The 18,820-nt window shown below is 40.1% G+C and carries 18 protein-coding genes; 7 read left to right on the top strand and 11 right to left on the bottom strand.

Annotated features, from left to right (window positions below):
- The first annotated feature begins 129 nt into the window (after positions 1–129).
- Positions 130–408: an acylphosphatase gene (locus tag ACLN19_RS00270; RefSeq protein WP_413381741.1), complete on the top strand. Its 279-nt coding sequence runs from the start codon at positions 130–132 to the stop codon at positions 406–408.
- A gap of 85 nt (positions 409–493) precedes the next feature.
- Complete coding sequence (yidC, locus tag ACLN19_RS00265; RefSeq protein WP_413381738.1) at positions 494–1,432, top strand: membrane protein insertase YidC; 939 nt, start codon at positions 494–496, stop codon at positions 1,430–1,432.
- 129 nt (positions 1,433–1,561) lie between these two features.
- Here yidC and greA read toward each other — a convergent pair whose 3' ends face one another.
- From greA to ACLN19_RS00210, 11 genes are all read right to left on the bottom strand, one after another.
- Positions 1,562–2,044 (bottom strand): transcription elongation factor GreA, encoded by a 483-nt coding sequence (gene greA, locus ACLN19_RS00260; protein ID WP_413381735.1) that lies wholly within the window; start codon positions 2,042–2,044, stop codon positions 1,562–1,564.
- Between the two features lie 15 nt (positions 2,045–2,059).
- Positions 2,060–4,009 carry an endolytic transglycosylase MltG gene (gene mltG, locus ACLN19_RS00255; protein ID WP_413381732.1) on the bottom strand — a complete coding sequence of 650 codons (1,950 nt, stop codon included), beginning with the start codon at positions 4,007–4,009 and terminating at the stop codon, positions 2,060–2,062.
- Between the two features lie 132 nt (positions 4,010–4,141).
- Positions 4,142–5,473, bottom strand: a complete 1,332-nt coding sequence (gene murC / locus ACLN19_RS00250) for a UDP-N-acetylmuramate--L-alanine ligase (protein WP_413381729.1) — start codon at positions 5,471–5,473, stop codon at positions 4,142–4,144.
- Between the two features lie 28 nt (positions 5,474–5,501).
- Entirely contained in the window at positions 5,502–6,074 is a 573-nt protein-coding gene (zapJ, locus tag ACLN19_RS00245; RefSeq protein WP_413381726.1) for a divisome accessory protein ZapJ, read from the bottom strand.
- 125 nt (positions 6,075–6,199) lie between these two features.
- Positions 6,200–9,307 (bottom strand): pilus expression-regulating Snf2 family helicase, encoded by a 3,108-nt coding sequence (locus ACLN19_RS00240; RefSeq protein ID WP_413381723.1) that lies wholly within the window; start codon positions 9,305–9,307, stop codon positions 6,200–6,202.
- 161 nt (positions 9,308–9,468) lie between these two features.
- Positions 9,469–10,779 (bottom strand): ribosome biogenesis GTPase Der, encoded by a 1,311-nt coding sequence (gene der / locus ACLN19_RS00235; protein WP_413381720.1) that lies wholly within the window; start codon positions 10,777–10,779, stop codon positions 9,469–9,471.
- A 30-nt stretch (positions 10,780–10,809) separates the two neighbouring features.
- A complete protein-coding gene (gene dnaI, locus ACLN19_RS00230) occupies positions 10,810–11,706 on the bottom strand; it encodes a primosomal protein DnaI (RefSeq protein ID WP_413381717.1) in 897 nt (298 codons plus the stop codon).
- 15 nt (positions 11,707–11,721) lie between these two features.
- Positions 11,722–12,891, bottom strand: a complete 1,170-nt coding sequence (locus ACLN19_RS00225) for a DnaD domain protein (RefSeq protein ID WP_413381714.1) — start codon at positions 12,889–12,891, stop codon at positions 11,722–11,724.
- Positions 12,878–13,381, bottom strand: a complete 504-nt coding sequence (nrdR, locus tag ACLN19_RS00220) for a transcriptional regulator NrdR (protein WP_413381711.1) — start codon at positions 13,379–13,381, stop codon at positions 12,878–12,880. The genes ACLN19_RS00225 and nrdR overlap by 14 nt, the downstream gene beginning before the upstream one ends.
- A gap of 174 nt (positions 13,382–13,555) precedes the next feature.
- Positions 13,556–14,701 carry a tyrosine-type recombinase/integrase gene (locus tag ACLN19_RS00215; protein ID WP_413381708.1) on the bottom strand — a complete coding sequence of 382 codons (1,146 nt, stop codon included), beginning with the start codon at positions 14,699–14,701 and terminating at the stop codon, positions 13,556–13,558.
- 773 nt (positions 14,702–15,474) lie between these two features.
- Positions 15,475–16,080, bottom strand: a complete 606-nt coding sequence (locus ACLN19_RS00210; RefSeq protein WP_413381705.1) for a helix-turn-helix domain-containing protein — start codon at positions 16,078–16,080, stop codon at positions 15,475–15,477.
- Positions 16,081–16,245: 165 nt separating this feature from the next.
- On the opposite strand from ACLN19_RS00210, the gene ACLN19_RS00205 reads away from it, so the two are divergent.
- From ACLN19_RS00205 to ACLN19_RS00185, 5 genes are all read left to right on the top strand, one after another.
- Entirely contained in the window at positions 16,246–16,443 is a 198-nt protein-coding gene (locus ACLN19_RS00205) for a helix-turn-helix domain-containing protein (RefSeq protein WP_413381702.1), read from the top strand.
- Between the two features lie 11 nt (positions 16,444–16,454).
- On the top strand, positions 16,455–17,069 hold the full coding sequence (locus ACLN19_RS00200) for a Rha family transcriptional regulator (RefSeq protein ID WP_413381699.1): 615 nt from the start codon (positions 16,455–16,457) through the stop codon (positions 17,067–17,069).
- 15 nt (positions 17,070–17,084) lie between these two features.
- Positions 17,085–17,651 carry a Rha family transcriptional regulator gene (locus tag ACLN19_RS00195; protein WP_413381696.1) on the top strand — a complete coding sequence of 189 codons (567 nt, stop codon included), beginning with the start codon at positions 17,085–17,087 and terminating at the stop codon, positions 17,649–17,651.
- A 628-nt stretch (positions 17,652–18,279) separates the two neighbouring features.
- Positions 18,280–18,624, top strand: a complete 345-nt coding sequence (locus ACLN19_RS00190) for a hypothetical protein (RefSeq protein ID WP_413381693.1) — start codon at positions 18,280–18,282, stop codon at positions 18,622–18,624.
- Entirely contained in the window at positions 18,617–18,817 is a 201-nt protein-coding gene (locus ACLN19_RS00185; protein WP_413381690.1) for a hypothetical protein, read from the top strand. Before ACLN19_RS00190 ends, ACLN19_RS00185 begins: the two co-directional genes overlap by 8 nt.
- The last annotated feature ends 3 nt before the right edge of the window (positions 18,818–18,820 follow it).

Here is an 18,820-nt window from a genome sequence, read left to right as displayed (position 1 = left end):
TATTATACTCATTATCTAGCTCTTTTTCAAATAAAGACCTTAGAAACTCTTACAGCTTTTCAGTGGCAAACTCGCTCTAAACAACGTATAATAAAGGTACATCATCACAAGAATCAAAGGAGAATTAGCATGAAAAAAATCAGAATGCAAGTCTCAGGACGTGTCCAAGGCGTTGGTTTTCGCTATGCCACTTATAGCTTAGCTCTTGAGATTGGAGATATCTATGGTTGTGTCTGGAACAACGACGATGGCACAGTCGGTATCCTCGCTCAGTCTAGTGATAATCATAAAATGGCACGTTTTATAGAAGGTGTCCGTCAAGGCCCATCTAAATGGTCCAAAGTGACCTATCTGGATGTCCAACTAGACCATTTTCCTGACTATCATGACTTTAAGATTAGCAACTAAAAATCAGACCAAAGAACTATTGTATTCTATACAAAAAAACAGTAAAATAGTAAGGTAAGACTATTTTAGAAAAAGGACTATAGCATTGAACAAACACATTAAACGTTTCTTATTTTCTGGTATGATGCTCTCTTTACTCTTGTTCTTATCAGCCTGTGTCAAGACAAACAAAACAGGTCAAGCAACAGGTGAAGGGTGGGTATATAATCTCTTTGTGGTACCTATGGGCTCCATCATCAAATATTTTGCTAATGATTTAGGCTTGGGATTTGGTGTAGGGATTATTGTTGTTACAATTATTGTACGCCTCATCATCCTTCCTCTAGGGCTCTACCAATCATATAAAGCTAGCTATCAAGCTGAGAAAATGAACTACCTCAAGCCTCTGTTTGAGCCAATCAACGAGCGTATCAAAAAAGCTTCCACTCAAGAAGAAAAAATGGCAGCTCAAACAGAACTCATGCAAGCTCAACGAGAAGCAGGAATCAGTATGTTTGGTGGGATCGGCTGCTTGCCTCTTCTCATCCAGATGCCTTTCTTCTCTGCTCTCTTTTATGCGGCACGCTTTACAGAAGGCGTCTCTGAATCAACCTTCCTTGGTATGCACTTGGGTGAGCGTAACCTTGTCTTAGTCTTAGTCATTGCTGCGCTCTACTATATCCAATCATGGCTCTCTCTTCAAACGACACCTGAAGCTCAAAGAGCTCAAATGAAAACCATGACGTACACGATGCCTTTAATGATGGTCGTGATGTCTATTAGTTTGCCAGCCAGTGTGGCACTCTATTGGTTTGTCGGTGGTATCTTTAGTATCATCCAACAATTGATAACCACTTACATCATTAAACCTCGTCTTGCTCGTCGTGTTGCCGAAGAATACAAAAACAATCCACCACGTATCAAGACTCAAAAACGTCGTAAAGACGTAACACAAAACACGACTACTCATCAAGGCGCTATTAGCCAAAGCAAACAAAACACTAAAAAGCGCAATGCTGGAAAACAAAAGAAACGCCAAAAATAATCTATCCTAAAAGGCTTGACGATAAACATCAAGCCTTTTTTGTATCAAAAAAGAGCAAATATGCTCTCTTAAAGAAGCTACCGTAAATCTAGCTACTAAAAAAGAGGTTGGGATAAACCCTCCTCTTTTTTAGTTTGTTTTTTCCACACTGATAATCTCTACGGTGTAAGAACCAGCAGGTGAATCAATCACTGCTTCATCTCCTGTTTTTTTACCGATAAGTGCTTGGGCGATTGGACTTTCATTTGAAATCTTACCTGAGAAAATATCTGCACCTGCAGCACCTACAATAACGTAGGTGTCTTGTTCATTTGTACCAACTTCTTGGACGACGACTGTCTTTCCGATGGCTACTTCGTCTTTGGCTACGGCATCGCTATCAATAATTTCAGCATAGCGAATTTTTGTCTCAAGTGTTGAGATTTGCCCTTCTACAAAGGCTTGCTCATCTTTTGCCGCATCATATTCACTATTTTCTGAAAGGTCACCATAAGATCTAGCAATCTTGATACGTTCAACCACTTCTGGACGACGAACCAATTTTAGCTCTTCTAATTCTTGCTCCAATTGTTCCTTTTCAGCTTGAGTCATTGGATACGTTTTTTCTGCCATAATTCATTCTCTTTTCTAATTTGAAATTTGACTGTTGACATACTGCTCAACATTCTTCTGATGGGTCTCATAATCCTCAGAATAATAGACCTTGCCTGTCTTGACATCTGCGACAAAATAGAAATAATCACTAGAGTCAGGATTGATAGCCGCTTCGATGGCTGATAATCCTGGGCTATCCACAGGTCCAGGCATGAGTCCAGTATGGGTATAATCATTATAAGGCGAATCAATGCCTGTGTCAATATTAGCATCCTCAGCTAAAGTAGTGACTTCACCTAATTTACCCATAGCATACAGCACGGCAATATTACTTTGCAGTGCTTGACCAGCATTTAGACGATTATAAAAGACACTCGCAATCAACCTTCTATCATCGTCTGTCTGACCTTCTTTTTCAATCAAAGATGCCATGGTCAAGATGTCGTTGACCGTCATATTTTTAGAGGCAATGCTTGCATAATAGCTAGAGAGATTATTATTCATGGTAGCTAGCATACTATCAACCAAGTCCTCAAGACTTGTCCCCTCATAATAATCATAAGTAGCAGGAAAGAGGTAGCCCTCTAATTGATAAACCGCAGCCTCTTTAGACGGGATATTAGCCAACAGCGTCGGGTATTTTTCCACCATCTTAGCAATAAAGGTATCATCCTTCATTAGATTACGGAAGTCATCAGCACTGTATGGCGTTTTTTCAGCGTTTTTACTATTTGCATTCACTTCAATAGCAGAAGCAATCTGCTCGATAGTATAACCTTCCTTGACTAAGACCTTGCCAAGAACAGGCTGACTTGGCTGACTCGTACCTTCTTCTTGGAGAGCTTTTGCAATCGTATCAAGCGACATGCTCTTTTGTAAGTTAAAGTAGCCACTTTGATAATTACTATAATTTTTAAATTTAGAATAATAATTGAAGATAGCCGCATTTTTAATCAAGCCATTTTGCTGTAAGATTTGCCCAATCATCTTTGTCCCAGAACCAGCTGGAATCTCAATTTGAACATAACTTTTAGCCTTGCTATCTACTGGCTGCAAAGCACTATAGACATAATAGGTCCCAAAGACACCTAGAGCCAATAAAACCACCACCGTCACAGAAATAATGTAAAGCGCTAATTTCTTTGCCATATGATCACGGCGCTCTCGACCTGTCTCTCTAGGGACGGCAACTTCCTCAAGAGGAGCTTTATCATGTTCGGCTAGCTCAGAATTACTTTCAAGCATCGCTTCCGACTCACTAGAAGCTACATCAAGTGATGTAAAATCTAGGTCACTTGATGGCAAGACCTCTTCTTGCCACCCCTTAACATCCGCTATCAACGTGTCTATCGTAGTTGCTTCTGCCTCTTTAACACTCGTCGCTTTATCTGTCATCTCCGGGCTAAAGACTCGCTCTAAATCATCTAGAACTTGATTAACTTCTTGACGTCCAGCAGTAACATTTAATAAAGAATCAGGTGTCAGACTAGCCTTAGGCTGATCTGCTACTTCTGACTCAATCGATGCCGCAACTGAACTAAACTCTGATGCCAAGACACTCTCCGAGCTACTAAGCGTTTGACTAAAAACCACAGGCTGCGCTAAAAGCTCTTCCTCTTGGTCTAGCTTAGATGAAAACTCTGAAAACTCTACTGGCTCAAACACCGTCTCAGAGGTAACTGTTGGGCTAAGGCTGACTTTTGATAAGTTAGAGGTCTCCCAACCAGGCTCTACCTGTGCCTCACTAGACTTGTCTGCCACCTTATCCTTAACACCTTGTGAACTACTTCTCTTTTCTAATTCTTTTGCTAATAACTCAGCAGCTGTTTTGCGCTCTTCTTGCGCTTGTTGTTCAGCTTGATAAGCTGCTTCTTCACGCTCCTGTCGAATACGGGTTGCTTCTTGCAACTCAGCTAGAATACGCTCTTTAAAGCTCGTAATCTCTTCTTTAGCTGTTTGCTTCTCGTCCTTATTATCCGCCAAAGCATTATCCTCCTAATAATAATCAAACTATTATACCCTAAAATGCCTGTAAAAGCAACTACTTGCGCTTGTTGAGCTATTCTAGCTTCTTTTATCGCTATCAAAAACACTAGGGAAATTCCCTAGCGCTTATTATTGACGATTTTTAGTGAGATTGGCTAAGAGCTCTTCAAAAGAACGCTCATAGAGTTGAATATCACCAGCCCCCATAAAGACATAGACCGCATTATCGTGATTTAGAAGTGGTGAGACATTCTCAACAGTCACGACTTGGTTTGGTTTGACGATTTTAGCTGCCAAGTCCTCAACCTTAACATCTCCGTGGTCAACTTCACGCGCTGAACCATAGATTTGCGCTAGATAGACGCTGTCTGCTTGATTGAGCGCTCCAGCAAATTCATCTAACAAAGCGATGGTACGGGTAAACGTATGAGGTTGGAAGATCGCCACAATTTCTTTAGAAGGGTATTTTTGGCGGGCAGCATCAAGTGTCGCAATGATTTCAGTAGGATGATGCGCAAAGTCATCGATGATGATAGTATCATTGACAATCTTTTCAGTAAAGCGTCGCTTAACGCCTGAAAAGGTCTTCAGATGCTCTGCTACCAAAGCCATATCAAAACCAACAATATAGAGATTAGCGATAATAGCTGTAGCATTCAAGATATTGTGGCGCCCAAAAGCTGGTACATGAAAACTGCCTAGGACATGATCCTGATACTTGATTTTAAAGTCAGACCCATGTGTTGTACGGGTAATGTCAAAGGCTGTAAAATCATCCGACTCATTAAAGCCATAATAATAAATGGGTGCATTAGCTGTAATCTGTCTAAGATACGGATCATCCCCATAGAGAAACAGGCCTTTTTTCACCTGCTTGGCATAATCATTAAAGGCATTAAAGACATCATCGATACTTGTAAAATAGTCTGGATGGTCAAAGTCAATGTTTGTGATAATGCTATACTCAGGGTGATAAGGCATAAAATGACGTTCATACTCATCTGACTCAAAGACAAAATACTGTGCATTTGCTGAGCCTCGCCCTGTCCCATCACCAATGAGATAAGACGTGTCTGTGATGTTTTTGAGTACATGTGCCAAAAGTCCCGTTGTAGAGGTTTTACCATGTGCTCCTGCAACACCTAAGCTAATGAACTGCTCCATAAAGCCACCAAGAAATTCATGATAGCGTTTAAAAGGAATACCGTGTTTTAGCGCATAAGCGATTTCCACATTGTTATCTTCACGAAAGGCATTTCCAGCAATAAGCTCAACCTCATCTGTGATATTACTCTCTGAAAATGGCAAAATTGCAATGCCAGCTTGCTCTAAACCTCTTTGGGTAAAATAGTACTTTTCGACATCGCTACCTTGAACTTTATGCCCCATTTGGTGTAGCATAAGAGCCAGTGCGCTCATACCTGAGCCCTTTATTCCGATAAAATGATAGGTTTTTGACATAATATTTCCTTCTTTGACAATCGCATCATTACCCTTCAAAACGTGCTAAATTCAACTCTTGGGTCGGTCTTTTTTCAGACGTTTTTGGCTTTGGATTATAGATTTGACTGGTTTTTAAAAAATCATAATTGTTTTTGTCAGACTTACGTTGAGCTTTATTATTAGGTTCCTTGTAAATCTTTGGGAGTTCTGCCAAGATATAATGATCTTGATGCAGTCTTTTGGATAAAGCGGACAGACGACTTTGCCCTTCTCCTTTAGGTTTTGCTGTTTTTTTAGAACTCTCAAAACCTGTTGTTTTTTTGATATCCTTGGTCAGATAAGTCTGACGTTTCTTTTTCACATCTACTTTAGCTTGCTCTCTAGCCTGTTTGGCATAGGACTTGCCACTATCAATATCTGCCTGATGACGCTTTTCTTGACGTAGGCTAGGACGCAACGATTGCGTGGTTGGGCTGACATCCTCATAGTTTTTTTCTTGATAAGCCCCATGGATATTACTAATCAAATCCTCATCATTATACAATGACATAATGGTCTCTTCCGTACTAACAGGCTCACCGTCTGCTACCAAAGGAAAGGGTCTGGCACTTCTATCCATAAGATTATCCTCTCTACTTGTTATGTCGTTTGCCTAGGAAATATTCCTATATGTATAAAACATACTTGCAACATTCCTATTATAAACTAAATAAGACATTTTTTCAAAGACTAAACAAGAAAAGCTTAGCCCTTCTTGTCTATTCCTAATATTTCTCTAATATCATCTACAGACATACTGCTCAAGACCTCGCTACCGTCTAAAACACTCTTGACCAGATGCTTTTTGCTCTCTTGTAACTCTAAAATCTTCTCTTCAATAGTCCCTCGAGTAATCAAACGATAGACATCCACATTTTGCTTTTGTCCTAGACGATGTGCTCGACTAATAGCCTGCATCTCAACAGCTGGATTCCACCATAAATCTAGTAAAATCACTGTGTCTGCTCCTGTGAGGTTGAGCCCTACACCACCTGCTTTTAGCGAAATCAAAAACGTATCGCATGACCCTTGATTAAAGGCTTTAGTCATCTCCTGACGCTCACGTGCAGGGGTTGAGCCTGTTAGTTTATAAGTCGTCATCCCAAGCTCTAACAATTCTTTCTCTGCAATATCAAGCATACCGCGAAATTGAGAGAAAATCAGCGCCCGATGCCCATTATCTCTAATCTGCTCAAGCAAGGTCTTTAAGCTCTCAACCTTACCGCTCTCTTCCTCATAGTCCATAAAGAGCTTTGGAGAGTCACAGATTTGACGTAAGCGCGTAATGCCTGAGAGGATTTCCATTTTTTGACGGTTAATAGTCTCATCACTAGCTCCTGCCAAGTGCTCTTGCATTTGCCTAAGCTGCGCCAGATAGATAGCTTTTTGGCTGTCTGCAAGCTCATTGACATAGGTGATTTCTGTTAAATCTGGCAATTCTGGTAGCACGTCTTCTTTTCGACGTCTTAGGACAAAGGGGCTAATGTAGCGTGCAATCTGCTCTGATGGCATTTTAGCAAAAGCACGCTTAGGCGGCAAAAGCCCAGGCATGACGATCTGAAAGATAGACCAAATCTCTAGCAATTTATTTTCAATAGGCGTTCCAGACAAGGCAAAGCACTGCTTCACCTCAAACGCACGAAGGCTTTTAGCTATCTTGGTCTGAGTATTTTTCATAGCTTGCGCTTCATCAAGGATCAGGTAGTCGTAGCTATAAGCTCTGTTTTGATACATCTCAAAATCCTGACGAAAAGCGGCGTAGCTGGTAATAATAACCTGATGATTAGTTTCGATAATCTTATCACGCGCAGGTTTTAAACCATAAGAAACGGCCACATCTAGCTGGGGAGCAAATTTACGAAACTCATCTTGCCAATTAAAAATCAAACTAGACGGTGCTAAAATAAGCACGTGGGTATCTGGTGTCAACTTGGCGCTTAAAAAAGCTATCACTTGTAGTGTTTTTCCAAGTCCCATATCATCAGCCAAAATACCACCAAAACCATAATAATCTAGCATAGACAACCATCTAACACCTAAGCGCTGATAATCTCGTAAGTTGGCCTTGACCTTAACCTCTGGCATCTCAAAATGCTCAGGATGCGTGACATCATAGGCTAGCTTTTCAAAAGCTTCTGAAAAATCAACATACTCTTCTTTGGCAAATAAGCCAGCTAAGCGGTAAGCCTCACCACGATTTAGCTCTAAACGTCCTGATTGAAAATTGCTTTTAGGTACCGCTTGCAAGTGCTTGCTGACTTTTTTCATCTGCTCATCAAAGACCAACATCTTACCTGTCTTATCGACAAAATAAGCCTGATTATCTAATAAGGCACTGAGAGCTTGGTCAATATCATCTTCGGCTAAATCCGAAAAATCAAACGAGACCTCTAAGAAACCGCTTTTATTTATATCAAAATTGATTTTGGGGCGCTCTTTGATACGACGAGCGTCCAATGTCTCTGATAAATGAACCACACCTCGCTTTTGACACTCTGGGACTAGCTGTGTAAAAAAGTGATACAGCTCTTTAGTCCCTTCAAAAGCTTTTCGATTGTAAAAAAGCCCTTGAAAACCACTGTGCTCTAAAAAACGAAATAGCTTTTCTTGGTGACGATAATGGCTAGTAAACGGGAGATTGATCAGGTCTTCACGCTTATCAACGACAATGTCATTGCCATAATCAAAGGCTATCTGCAAACTAAGGATGTCTTCTTCAGGATTGTCAAAGTAAAAATGCGTCGTAAAGTCCTGAATCATATAATTTTTAGGAGCATCGACAGGACCTACTAACTTAAAATACAATAACCCTGTCGCTAGTGCTTGCTGGTCATCATGCGTAAAAAACAGACAGCGACGATTGTCAGCTTCTAAAGGAAGGCTGTTGATCGCTTGGATAATTTTGCGTTGCCTCGGTGTCAATAGATAAAACGTATCTTGACGTCTCAAAAGATGATTATTTAACAAAGAAGAAAATCCATGCTCTTCAATAATCAAAATAACGCTATGGCGCTCAGCTACCACACTAAAGCTAAATAGCTCATCTTCAGGCGCTAATCCTTTAGCTTCAATCATGTCATACGACTGACTATCTGCTTCAAAGTCAAAGGTAGAAAGCGCAGTCAAGTACTTTACCGCCTCCGCAAAAAAACCACTGGCAAAACTCATATACCGACCGTTATTACGTAAAAAATTATCCGCCCCAAACTGCTCTGAATCAGGTACAAACTTCCATAAAAAGAGCAGTAGCTGCTGACTTGGCTCATCAAACTGATCAAAGGTTAGTGGCTCAAAGTAATGTTTACCAATCTGATAAAATCCCTCTTTTTGGACAGTCGTCAAAAAGGCTCTGACATCTCGGATGATATAAGACTTCTCATCTGGCAGACGATTGAGCTTTAGCGTCCACCACACCTCACTTCCTGTCGCACTCAGCTCCCCGTAAGCAAATAAACGATAGCGTGTCGTATCATCATCTTGTCCCAGAAGACTATCTAAAAAAAGATGACTAAACGAAGTTTCCTTGGGCTCTTTATCGTCACTAACCTCCTCATCTAAGGCTTTAGCAAAGGCTTGTCCCTTACGGTCATTTTTAAGATAGTACTCAAGTGCTGCTAGGTGCTCACAATAATGCTTTGCGGCAAACAATTGGCAACTACAGTCTGAAAAGTCATCAGCTAGGGTATATCGTAGGTGCTCACCTTTGATATCAGCATCGATGACACCCTCAACTTCAGCTACGGAGCTGATAGAACCTTCTTCGTACAGAGCTATCCCTTGATTACGAACACGTCCTGGAATCATTCTACCCATACTACACCTCCAAATCCTTATCACTTCATTATAACAAATTTATGTGAAAACTTCGCTGCTTTTGATTTAAAAGTGTAAAATACTTTTTGCTCTAAAGTATAACGCTACAAAACACCTTGTTTTGTGTATCAAAAAAGAGCTGGGTTTATCCCCAGTCTCTATTAGCTACGTTTTCTTGCAATAAGATGAATCGGTGTCCCTTCAAAACCAAAAGCTTGACGGATTTGATTTTCCAAAAAGCGCAGGTAAGAAAAATGCATCAATTCTTCTTCATTGACAAAAATAACAAATGTCGGTGGTTTAACAGCCACTTGTGTCCCGTAGAAAATTTTGAGGCGCTTTCCTTTATCTGTCGGTGTTGGATTGATAGCAATAGCATCCATGATAACATCATTTAACACAGCAGATGGGATGCGTTTGTTTTGACTCTCGCTGATTGCCTTTATCATCTCAGGTATCTTATGCAAGCGCTGCTTGGTCATCGCTGAGACAAAGACAATCGGAGCATAGCTGATATATTGGAATTGGTCGCGGATATCAGCTTCCCATTGACTGACTGTGTGGTTGTCTTTTGAAATCGTATCCCATTTATTGACGACAATAATAACCCCCTTGCCAGCTTCATGAGCAAAGCCTGCAATACGCTTATCATACTCACGAATGCCTTCTTCAGCATTGATAACCATCAAGACAACATCCGAACGGTCAATAGCTCTCATTGAGCGCATGACAGAATATTTTTCTGTATTTTCATAGACCTTACCAGACTTACGCATCCCAGCAGTGTCAATCATGGTGTATTCTTGCCCATCCTTATCCACAAAATGCGTATCAATAGCATCTCTAGTCGTCCCTGCAATAGGACTTGCGATAACACGATCCTCACCTAAAATAGCATTGATTAGACTTGATTTACCGACATTAGGACGACCAATCAAGCTAAATTTAATAATATCAGGATTATCATCTTGCTCTTCCACAGGCAAATTCTCAACAATAGCATCAAGAACATCTCCTGTACCAATCCCATGCACAGATGATAAAGGATAAGGATCGCCTAAGCCCAAAGCGTAAAAATCATAAATGTCATTACGCATCTCAGGATTGTCCACTTTATTGACCGCTAAAATAACGGGCTTATTGGTGCGATAAAGGATTCTTGACACGTACTCATCAGCATCAGTCACTCCTTCTTTACCAGAGACGACAAAGACAATGACATCTGCTTCTGTCATAGCAATATCTGCTTGATGTTTGATTTGCTCCATAAATGGTGCATCAACATCATCAATACCTCCAGTATCAATCAACGAAAACTTACGATTGAGCCATTCTCCTGTCGTGTAGATACGGTCACGAGTGACACCCTCCACATCCTCTACAATAGAGATGCGCTCCCCCGCAATACGGTTAAACAAGGTCGATTTGCCCACATTGGGACGACCGACAATGGCAACAGTTGGTAAAGCCATAATCTCCTACTTTCTTTTTAATATTTATGATTACTCTTGGCGACGATTGCGCCCTTTTAGATGAAATTCCTTAGCCAGATAGCGCACGCGCTCCATCACGCGCCTTGCCTGCCAAGTCTCATCTGCTCCTCGAATACTCGCCCACTTTTGCTCCAAATCTGAAAAAGAATAATTGGAGGTGAAAAAGGTTGGTAATTCCTCAGTCATACGATATTGCAAGATGACTTGCAACACCTCATCACGCACCCAAGACGTTGATTGCTCTGCACCTATATCATCAATAATCAAAACAGGTGCCACTTTGACTTTATCAATCTCATCTTTGACCGAACCATTTGAAATCGCATTTTTGACATCTAAGGCAAAGCTTGGAAAATGCAATAACATCGTCTCTACTTGGCGACGTTTAGACAGTTCATAAGCCAGTGCTGCCATCATATAAGTCTTACCTATCCCCATATCCCCATAGAGATAGAGACCTTGTCTGACATTGGGGTAATGTTCAATAAAATCCATCAACTGTGGCATCAAAACAAGGCGACTGTCATCCCCACCATCTACTAAAGCAAGGTTAATATCACGATAAGAACGAGGTAAATTGACCAAATGAATACGATCTAAAATAGCATTAGCCTCTCGCGTTTGGATTAGCCCTTTGGTTTCTTGATAGCTAACATCAGCGTAACCTTCATTCATAACTAAAATCGGCTGATAACCTTTAGCCACATAGCTTTTATCATTAGACTCAAACTTCTGACTTTCTGTGATAAATTGGTTAAACTTTGATAAACTGATCTTTATCTGCTCTGCAGTTAACTGATGGTGATTGATAAATGCAGCTACTTGTGGGTGCTTTAAAATAGTCTCTTCAACACTTGCCATAGAGGCGTGTTTATAGTTTGGCATAGCATCACTGATTGACTTCATCTCGTCACCACCTTTCTATAACTCATCCAAGCGTTTTAGCATATCGGATTTTAGTTTGTCAAATTCAGCCTGTTTTTCAGGCGTCATCTCTTCTTTATAGTCTGGATTACTCCATTCTGGGACATTGCTCTTAGGTACTTTTGGCTTAGTTTTTGTCGTCTTATTATGCTTGTCACGCAGGAAGATGACTGCCTCTTCAGCAGTCTTGATCTTTTGATAGACAAAATCATTGGCTATCTTCATGACATAGGCTTTATTCAGATTAGCAGATTTAGCTAAGGTATAGCTCACTAAAACATTGATAACCTCATCTAAAAAGTCCATCTGAGCAAGATCATGGAGCACTTTTTTCTCACTCGCTAAAACAGTCGTCTTTTTAATCTGCTTTGCCGTCTCTAGAAACTCAAGAGCACTCATACGTCTAGCATAAGCCACTAAATTGGCTTCTTTTTGATTTAAGGGACGACTAAGATTAAGTTCTCTACCTTTATCAGAAGACTTGCTGTTTTCTAATTCCACTTTCATACGACTAGGGGAGATATTACCATCGATAGCTGTCTTTTTAGCCAACTGATACGTATCAAACCAATCCATGTGATAGCGCTCAGATAAGGAATAAATACTGATTACGTCTGCTTGTTCATCCGTAAAAAGCAGGCCGTCATGCCCCATCAAACGTTTAAAGCTAGCTAAATCAAAGGTCATCCCATTATTAGGCGTGACTGCTTCTGCCTGTTCATCTAATAGCCCAAACACATCTGAAAAACGTTTTGAGCGCTTCACTAAGTCTTTTGGTAGAACATAATCTAGCTCCTCAACAGCCACCTCACCTATCCTAGACTCTAGTAATTTGCGAAAGACGCTATTGGCTAAAAACTGCTCGCGATCAAGCACCGACTGCAACTTAATCACATAAGCACCAGCTGGATTTTGATAAACACTCACTAAATTCATCGCTGACAGCATATCCAAAGCCTGCTCTAAACGCGGCATGCCAAATTGAAGATGGTTGAGAATATCACTAATCCTGTGATCATAAGCGCCATTATCAAAAAAACTCTGAAAATAAAGATAAAGGGCTTGAGCATCGTTGCCAATAATCGGCTGATACAGCTGACTAAGATTATCTAAATCTCGATTGGTCTGATTATTTTTGACATAGCGAAAATGCTCAATTGGCATCATGATGACCACTCTCCTTTTTCGTTTCTTTCTTCGTTCTAACACGCTTAGTGATTTGCTGAAGGAGATCTTCGATTTCATCAACATCTTTAAAGGACTTATAAACACTAGCAAAACGAACATAAGTAATCTCATCAAGCTCTGCTAGCTCATCCATCACTAGATTACCAATAACGCTACTAGACACTTCTGTCTCATAGTCTCCACGTACTTGCTGCTCAATACGACTAATCACACTCTCAATATCATCGCTTGAAACGGGTCTCTTTTGTGCCGACTGCACGATACCATTTAAGATTTTATCTCGCGAAAACTGCTCTCTTGTCCCATCTTTTTTGACCACTAGTAGTGGCAACTCCTCCACACGCTCAAATGTCGTAAAACGATGGTGACACGCTTCACACTCTCTACGACGTCTAATCGTCGTCCCCGCCTCAGCTTGACGACTATCAACGACACTTGATTTATGAAAATGACATTTTGGACAACGCATCTCAACACCTCCATTCACACTATTTTCAGAACTAGCGTCTCTATGTATTATCTATTATAACATAATCATTTATTATACCATATCAGGCTTGAAAAGCTATCAAAAACGCTGTTATCAAGGGATTTGGTTACCGCCTTAAACCTCAAAACAGCAATTTGTGAACCTTTTTCGGAACTACAAATTTTCAATGGCTTTTTCATAGTAAAATACCGCCTCACGTTCCTTTTCTTTAGATAAGTGACTGTAAGTATCCATAGTCATGGCCAACGTTGCATGACCTAAGCGGTATTGTAATTCTTTATAGCCGATACCGGCATTTAGCAATAAACTAGCGTGAGTGTGTCGGAAGGCATGGAAGGTAAAGCGAGGGATATTCAATTCCTTTAGTCGGTTAGTTAGAGCTGACTGTCTTATATCGGCGCTTTGATATTCCCTTGTGGGTGTCGCAAAGACCACCGCGGGCGATTGTCCCCCACATTCAGAAAACAGTTGCCCTTGTCTGACTTTATAAAGCTTGAGCATGCTAACGGTCTTTTTATCAATGCTAATAACTCTTATGCCAGCTTTACTTTTAGGAGTACATAGGGCATGTATGGCAGGGTTATAGGTCTTTTTGATGCTGATAGTCCCTAGCTCTAAATCTACATCAGACCATTCAAGAGCGATAGCCTCACCGATACGGCAACCAGTGGCCAACAGGACACTATATAGCATATAGTCAAAATAATAGCCGTACTTCACCTTAGCTAGCTTTTCCATGTAAGCCATCAGGGCTTTTAAATGCTCTTTGTCTATAAACTTAATCGCGTTGCTAGCTCTTTCTTTTCGTTTTGGGAGCATAACATCACGAGCAGGGTTATAGGGTATCAATCGCATAGTCACGCCTAACTGTAAGATACGACGGTTGATAGAATGGATTGTCCCAAATTGTACATAATGGCTAGATAGCTTATTAATAAACTTTTGGATATGGTGGGTCTGTATCTTATCTAACTTCATATCACCAAAAACAGGTAAGATATGCTTATTCAAACCGCTAATGGATTGCTGATAGCTTTGTGGCTTAACGGTCAGTCTGTACGTTTCTAGCCACAAGTCAGCTAATTCCTTATAGGTCTTGATACTCACCATTTTAGAGACGGTAGCCCCATTCTTTTCAAAATCAATAATAGCCCTCTTAGCCCTTTGTCTAAGCTCTTTCTTTGTCCTAGCCGTGATAGTCTTTTTTATCTTTTTACCCGTGACCCTATCCATTCCCAGATAAACTTGGGTACGGTAAACAATAGATCCATTTTTCTTTTTGACCTCAGTTATTGTCATGATATACCTCTTTTTTTCATCAACAGGCAAGCGATAGTTAAACTATTTTTGATATATCATTCATAGGGCTTACGAGAACGCCCCTATTTTAACGTTTACGGTCAAGGGTGGCTAATAACATAGCTAAGCGTTAGTCAGCGCCAGAGGGTGCTTAAAATGCGATTTGAGGCGATAGCTTTTACCTATCAAACCCACGCGCAGCGCGTGAGATTGAGCTATGTAATATTTTTTTCCGACTTTTTCCGACACTATATATAATATTTTTCCCGTATTTTCTAGTATTCATTGTGAGAGGTGACCTACAAATGTCACGCCCTATATAGGTTTTAATTGTAGTATTTTGTAGTATTCATAAGCCAGTGCACCAAATCAGTACATCAGGTCAAACTGTTAACTTATAGTTGACTTTTTCTGTATTCATTATGGGCAAAAGCCCTAAAATGTCCTTTTTGGTGTCGCGTAAGTCAACTTTTTCATTCAAAAATACTAATTTTTACTAATTTGGAAGGAAGTCCCGACCTATAGAGTACTGATAAAAACTGACTTTTTTCAATGCGAGTACTAAGAAATCTTAAGTTTTTTATATTACAGGAGATTGATTTTTGAACCCCTTCATTCTTGAAATGTTAACTAATGTTAACTTTTTTCAGAACCTCAGAAAACCTCAAATAAAACTTAACTTTTTTTTGCCTCGCAAAAATTGAGCATTTACTCAAAAAAGAGTAACAGTTAGATAAAGATGTAGTCCCGATTCAGGACTCCATCGGTCAAGTTTAGAGCCCCCCTATCAGATCTATTGCCACGGGGTCAAATTTATTAATCACTTCACAATTTACAGAGACATTAAAAAAACTAGAGAGAGTTTTCTTTACTTCTTCAAGGATATCATTCCTAAACTGAACAGGTATTGTTTCAAAAATATCTACACTCGAATTGCTTTCACTAGGAGTTATATCTTTTAAATAAAAAATATAACCGCTATCGAAGGGATAACCGCTTTCAAATTCCCCAATATACATAAAACTATAATCAAAATTGTATTCAAGCTCCTTTTTTCTATAAAACGATATAGAAAGCCAAGCTTTTTCCGCATTCAAATCCAAAGGGCTACTCTCGTGAGCCTCTTGTGCCAATTCTAATGAGTCAAAGTCATCAAAACCACAGTGTATTTTGACTTCATAGGGTAAAAAATCAAAGAAATCATTGGGCGTCACGCCCAGATAATTACACATTTTATCTATAGTCTGTAAACTAATTTTATCCGTATTGTTATTTGAAATTTTTGAGATAGTAGAACGAGCTATCCCCGTATCATTAAACATTTGAGTTGCTGATATTCCTCTATCTATCATCAATTTTGCTAAATTATTACGAAGCATTTTCTTTTCCTCCTTTTACTTATATTTTAGCTTATAAGCTACTTTTTTTCAACTTTATGTATTTTTTTGCTTGACACAACAATTTTATAGCGTATAATAAGAGATATATTTTTAGCGCTAACACTAAAAATATATTAAAAAATAACACACAGGAGTTGATGCGCTATGAGAAATAACATGCGTGTTCTATTGGCTAAGAAACGCCAAAAGGTGTCAGACGTCGCTAGAGGTACAGGGCTATCAAAAAGTACCCTAACCGCTCTTTACTATGAACGTACTAAACGGCCAGACATTGAGACCTTACAAAAGGTTGCTGACTATTTAGGCGTAACTATTGATGAGTTTTTGAACGTAGAAGACTAAGGAGAAACACTATGAACCTAGTTTACATTGACGGCAAGAAAGAGCCGTACACGACAAGCGAGATTATCGCAGAATGCGCTGATCTACAGCACCACACTATCACACGCTTACTAAGAAATCACAAAGAACGATTTGAGGCGTTTGGGTTTTATGGATTTGAAATCCATAAAATAGACGGTAAAGGACGACCAAGAAAAGTTTATAGGCTAAATGAGCAACAGGCGACCTTGCTTATCACTTATTTAGACAATACACCGCAAGTTGTAGAATTTAAAACAAACCTAGTCAAAGCTTTCTTTGAGATGAGGGATGAGCTTGCTAAGGTTAGAATGCAACGAGCGCTAGAAAAGCCAAAAAGAAAAAGCCTTAATGAAGCCATCAAAACATGGGCAAACGCACCTAAGCACGCTTACGCTAACGTTTATAATCTCTTACTCAAAGGCGCTAGCGGATTGAACAAAAAGCAACTGATAGCCTCACGAGGTGGGGACAATGGTATTGATTGTCTAACAAGCCATGAGCTAGAGCGTTACCAGAAATTGGAAGACATGGCGATAGCTCTTATTGGTCTTGACATGACTTACAAGGAAATAAAAACAATGGTCTTTAGACCTTATGGCGCGTGAGAAAGGAGAAACGACATGACAACACTAGACAAGACACTTGGAAGTATTTTTCACACAGAAGACAACGACGGTAACTTACTTAATTTGATTGAGCTAAACGGTGAGGCTTACACGACTAGCCGAATGATGGCAGAGAAATTCAACAAGCGACATGATCACGTTATGAGAGCTATAGACGAAATCCGAGGGGGTCTCCCCAAATCTGGGGAAACCCCCAACAACGCCCCTATGTTTGTTGATTCTACTTACACACACGACCAGAACAAACGAGAATACCGCGAAGTTTTGGTTAGTAAGAAGGGTTGTTTACTCTATATGTTTAACATTCAGGGCTATCAAGCTGAAAAGCTATTGTTTATTGAAAGCTTTGAACGTATGGAACAGCAACTCAGAGAGCAAACACAGACAACCACCCTCCCCAACGACTACTACACCGAGGACGGAGCGGAGCGCCATTTTATCGACACGCTAACAAGACTAATGCTTGAGGCTACGGATCTAAACGAAAAAGAACGCCTTAATCAACGCCTCAGGGTCTTTATGGAAAACCGTATCTACTACCGCCCTAGCGTAACATTCTAGGGCAAAAAGAAAAAGGCTTAGAGAGCGACCAACTAGCTAAGCCTAAAACAACAATTATAGTTATAACTAAAGCAGGCAAGCGATAGTTAAGCTATTTTTACTTATTATACCACAAAAAACGACCTTTGAAAAAAATAGAGTACGTAAAAATAGGGTTAGGGATTGACAAAAAGTGTCCGACAGATATATAATAAAATCTGTCAGACAAGAAAGGGGGCAATCCATGACTGACAAACCCAAAAAAGTAGGTCGCCCAAAATTGGAGAACCCACAGGATAAGCGGGTCACTTTCAGAATGAACGTAGATACTTTTCAAAAGCTTGAAGAGTATTGTAAACGTGAGAACGTGACTAAATCCGAGGGTATCCGCCGAGCGGTTGATTTACTTAAATAAAAAAACTCTATGAGGTGTTAACGTCGCCAAACAATCGACACCTCACAGAGCCAGCACTCACAAAGAGAGTACGTAAATATTTTACCATGCGTACTCTATTTTGTGAACCCTTAAAACAAGATGAGTGCGCTTTTTGCGTACTCAAAAAACGACCACTAGCACCTCGACTAACTAAAATTTTGCTAGTGTGGCGCTAGCTAGCTACTATACAAGAAAAACAGGAGAGTCCGAAACATGACAAAAACCATCAAACCTAAAAATCCTTTCACTTTATGCAGGGAACACTACACCAACGAGCAGTGGAAGAAGATAAAACGTAGGCAAAAATCAAAAGAGCAAGCAGTAGAATTTTTATTCCCACTCTTTGGACGACAAGCCACATGGGTTATGGTGGCTAATATCTACGAACAAGCAAGACGTCAAACTGGCAATGGCTGTATGACCTTTGAGGAGGCATGGGCCACGTTAGACTATCAAACAACCATTGATACTATATTCAGAGCAATTGCAGGCTTACCGTGTCGGGATAAAGACACAGGAGAGCTAAAAGCTTACTTAAAGGAGATTAACCATGATTGAAGAATTGAACTTGACCCCAACGCAAATGATTATAACCCTAATCGTGGTATTGATTATTTTGATTTTGCTGATACATCACAAAAGCCATTTAGAGCTTGATTTTGAGCAGGAAGAACCAAAGAGGGATAAACCCTCACAAGAGGTTGTACAAAGCCGATATGGCGCTGTCATGCAGATACAACACTATCACTGAGGG

The organism is Streptococcus lishijunsis (assembly GCF_047290665.1).
In the GTDB taxonomy this organism is placed as follows: domain Bacteria; phylum Bacillota; class Bacilli; order Lactobacillales; family Streptococcaceae; genus Streptococcus.
Note: the sequence above shows the minus strand (reverse complement) of the source record. Positions and strands in the feature narration are given on the sequence as shown.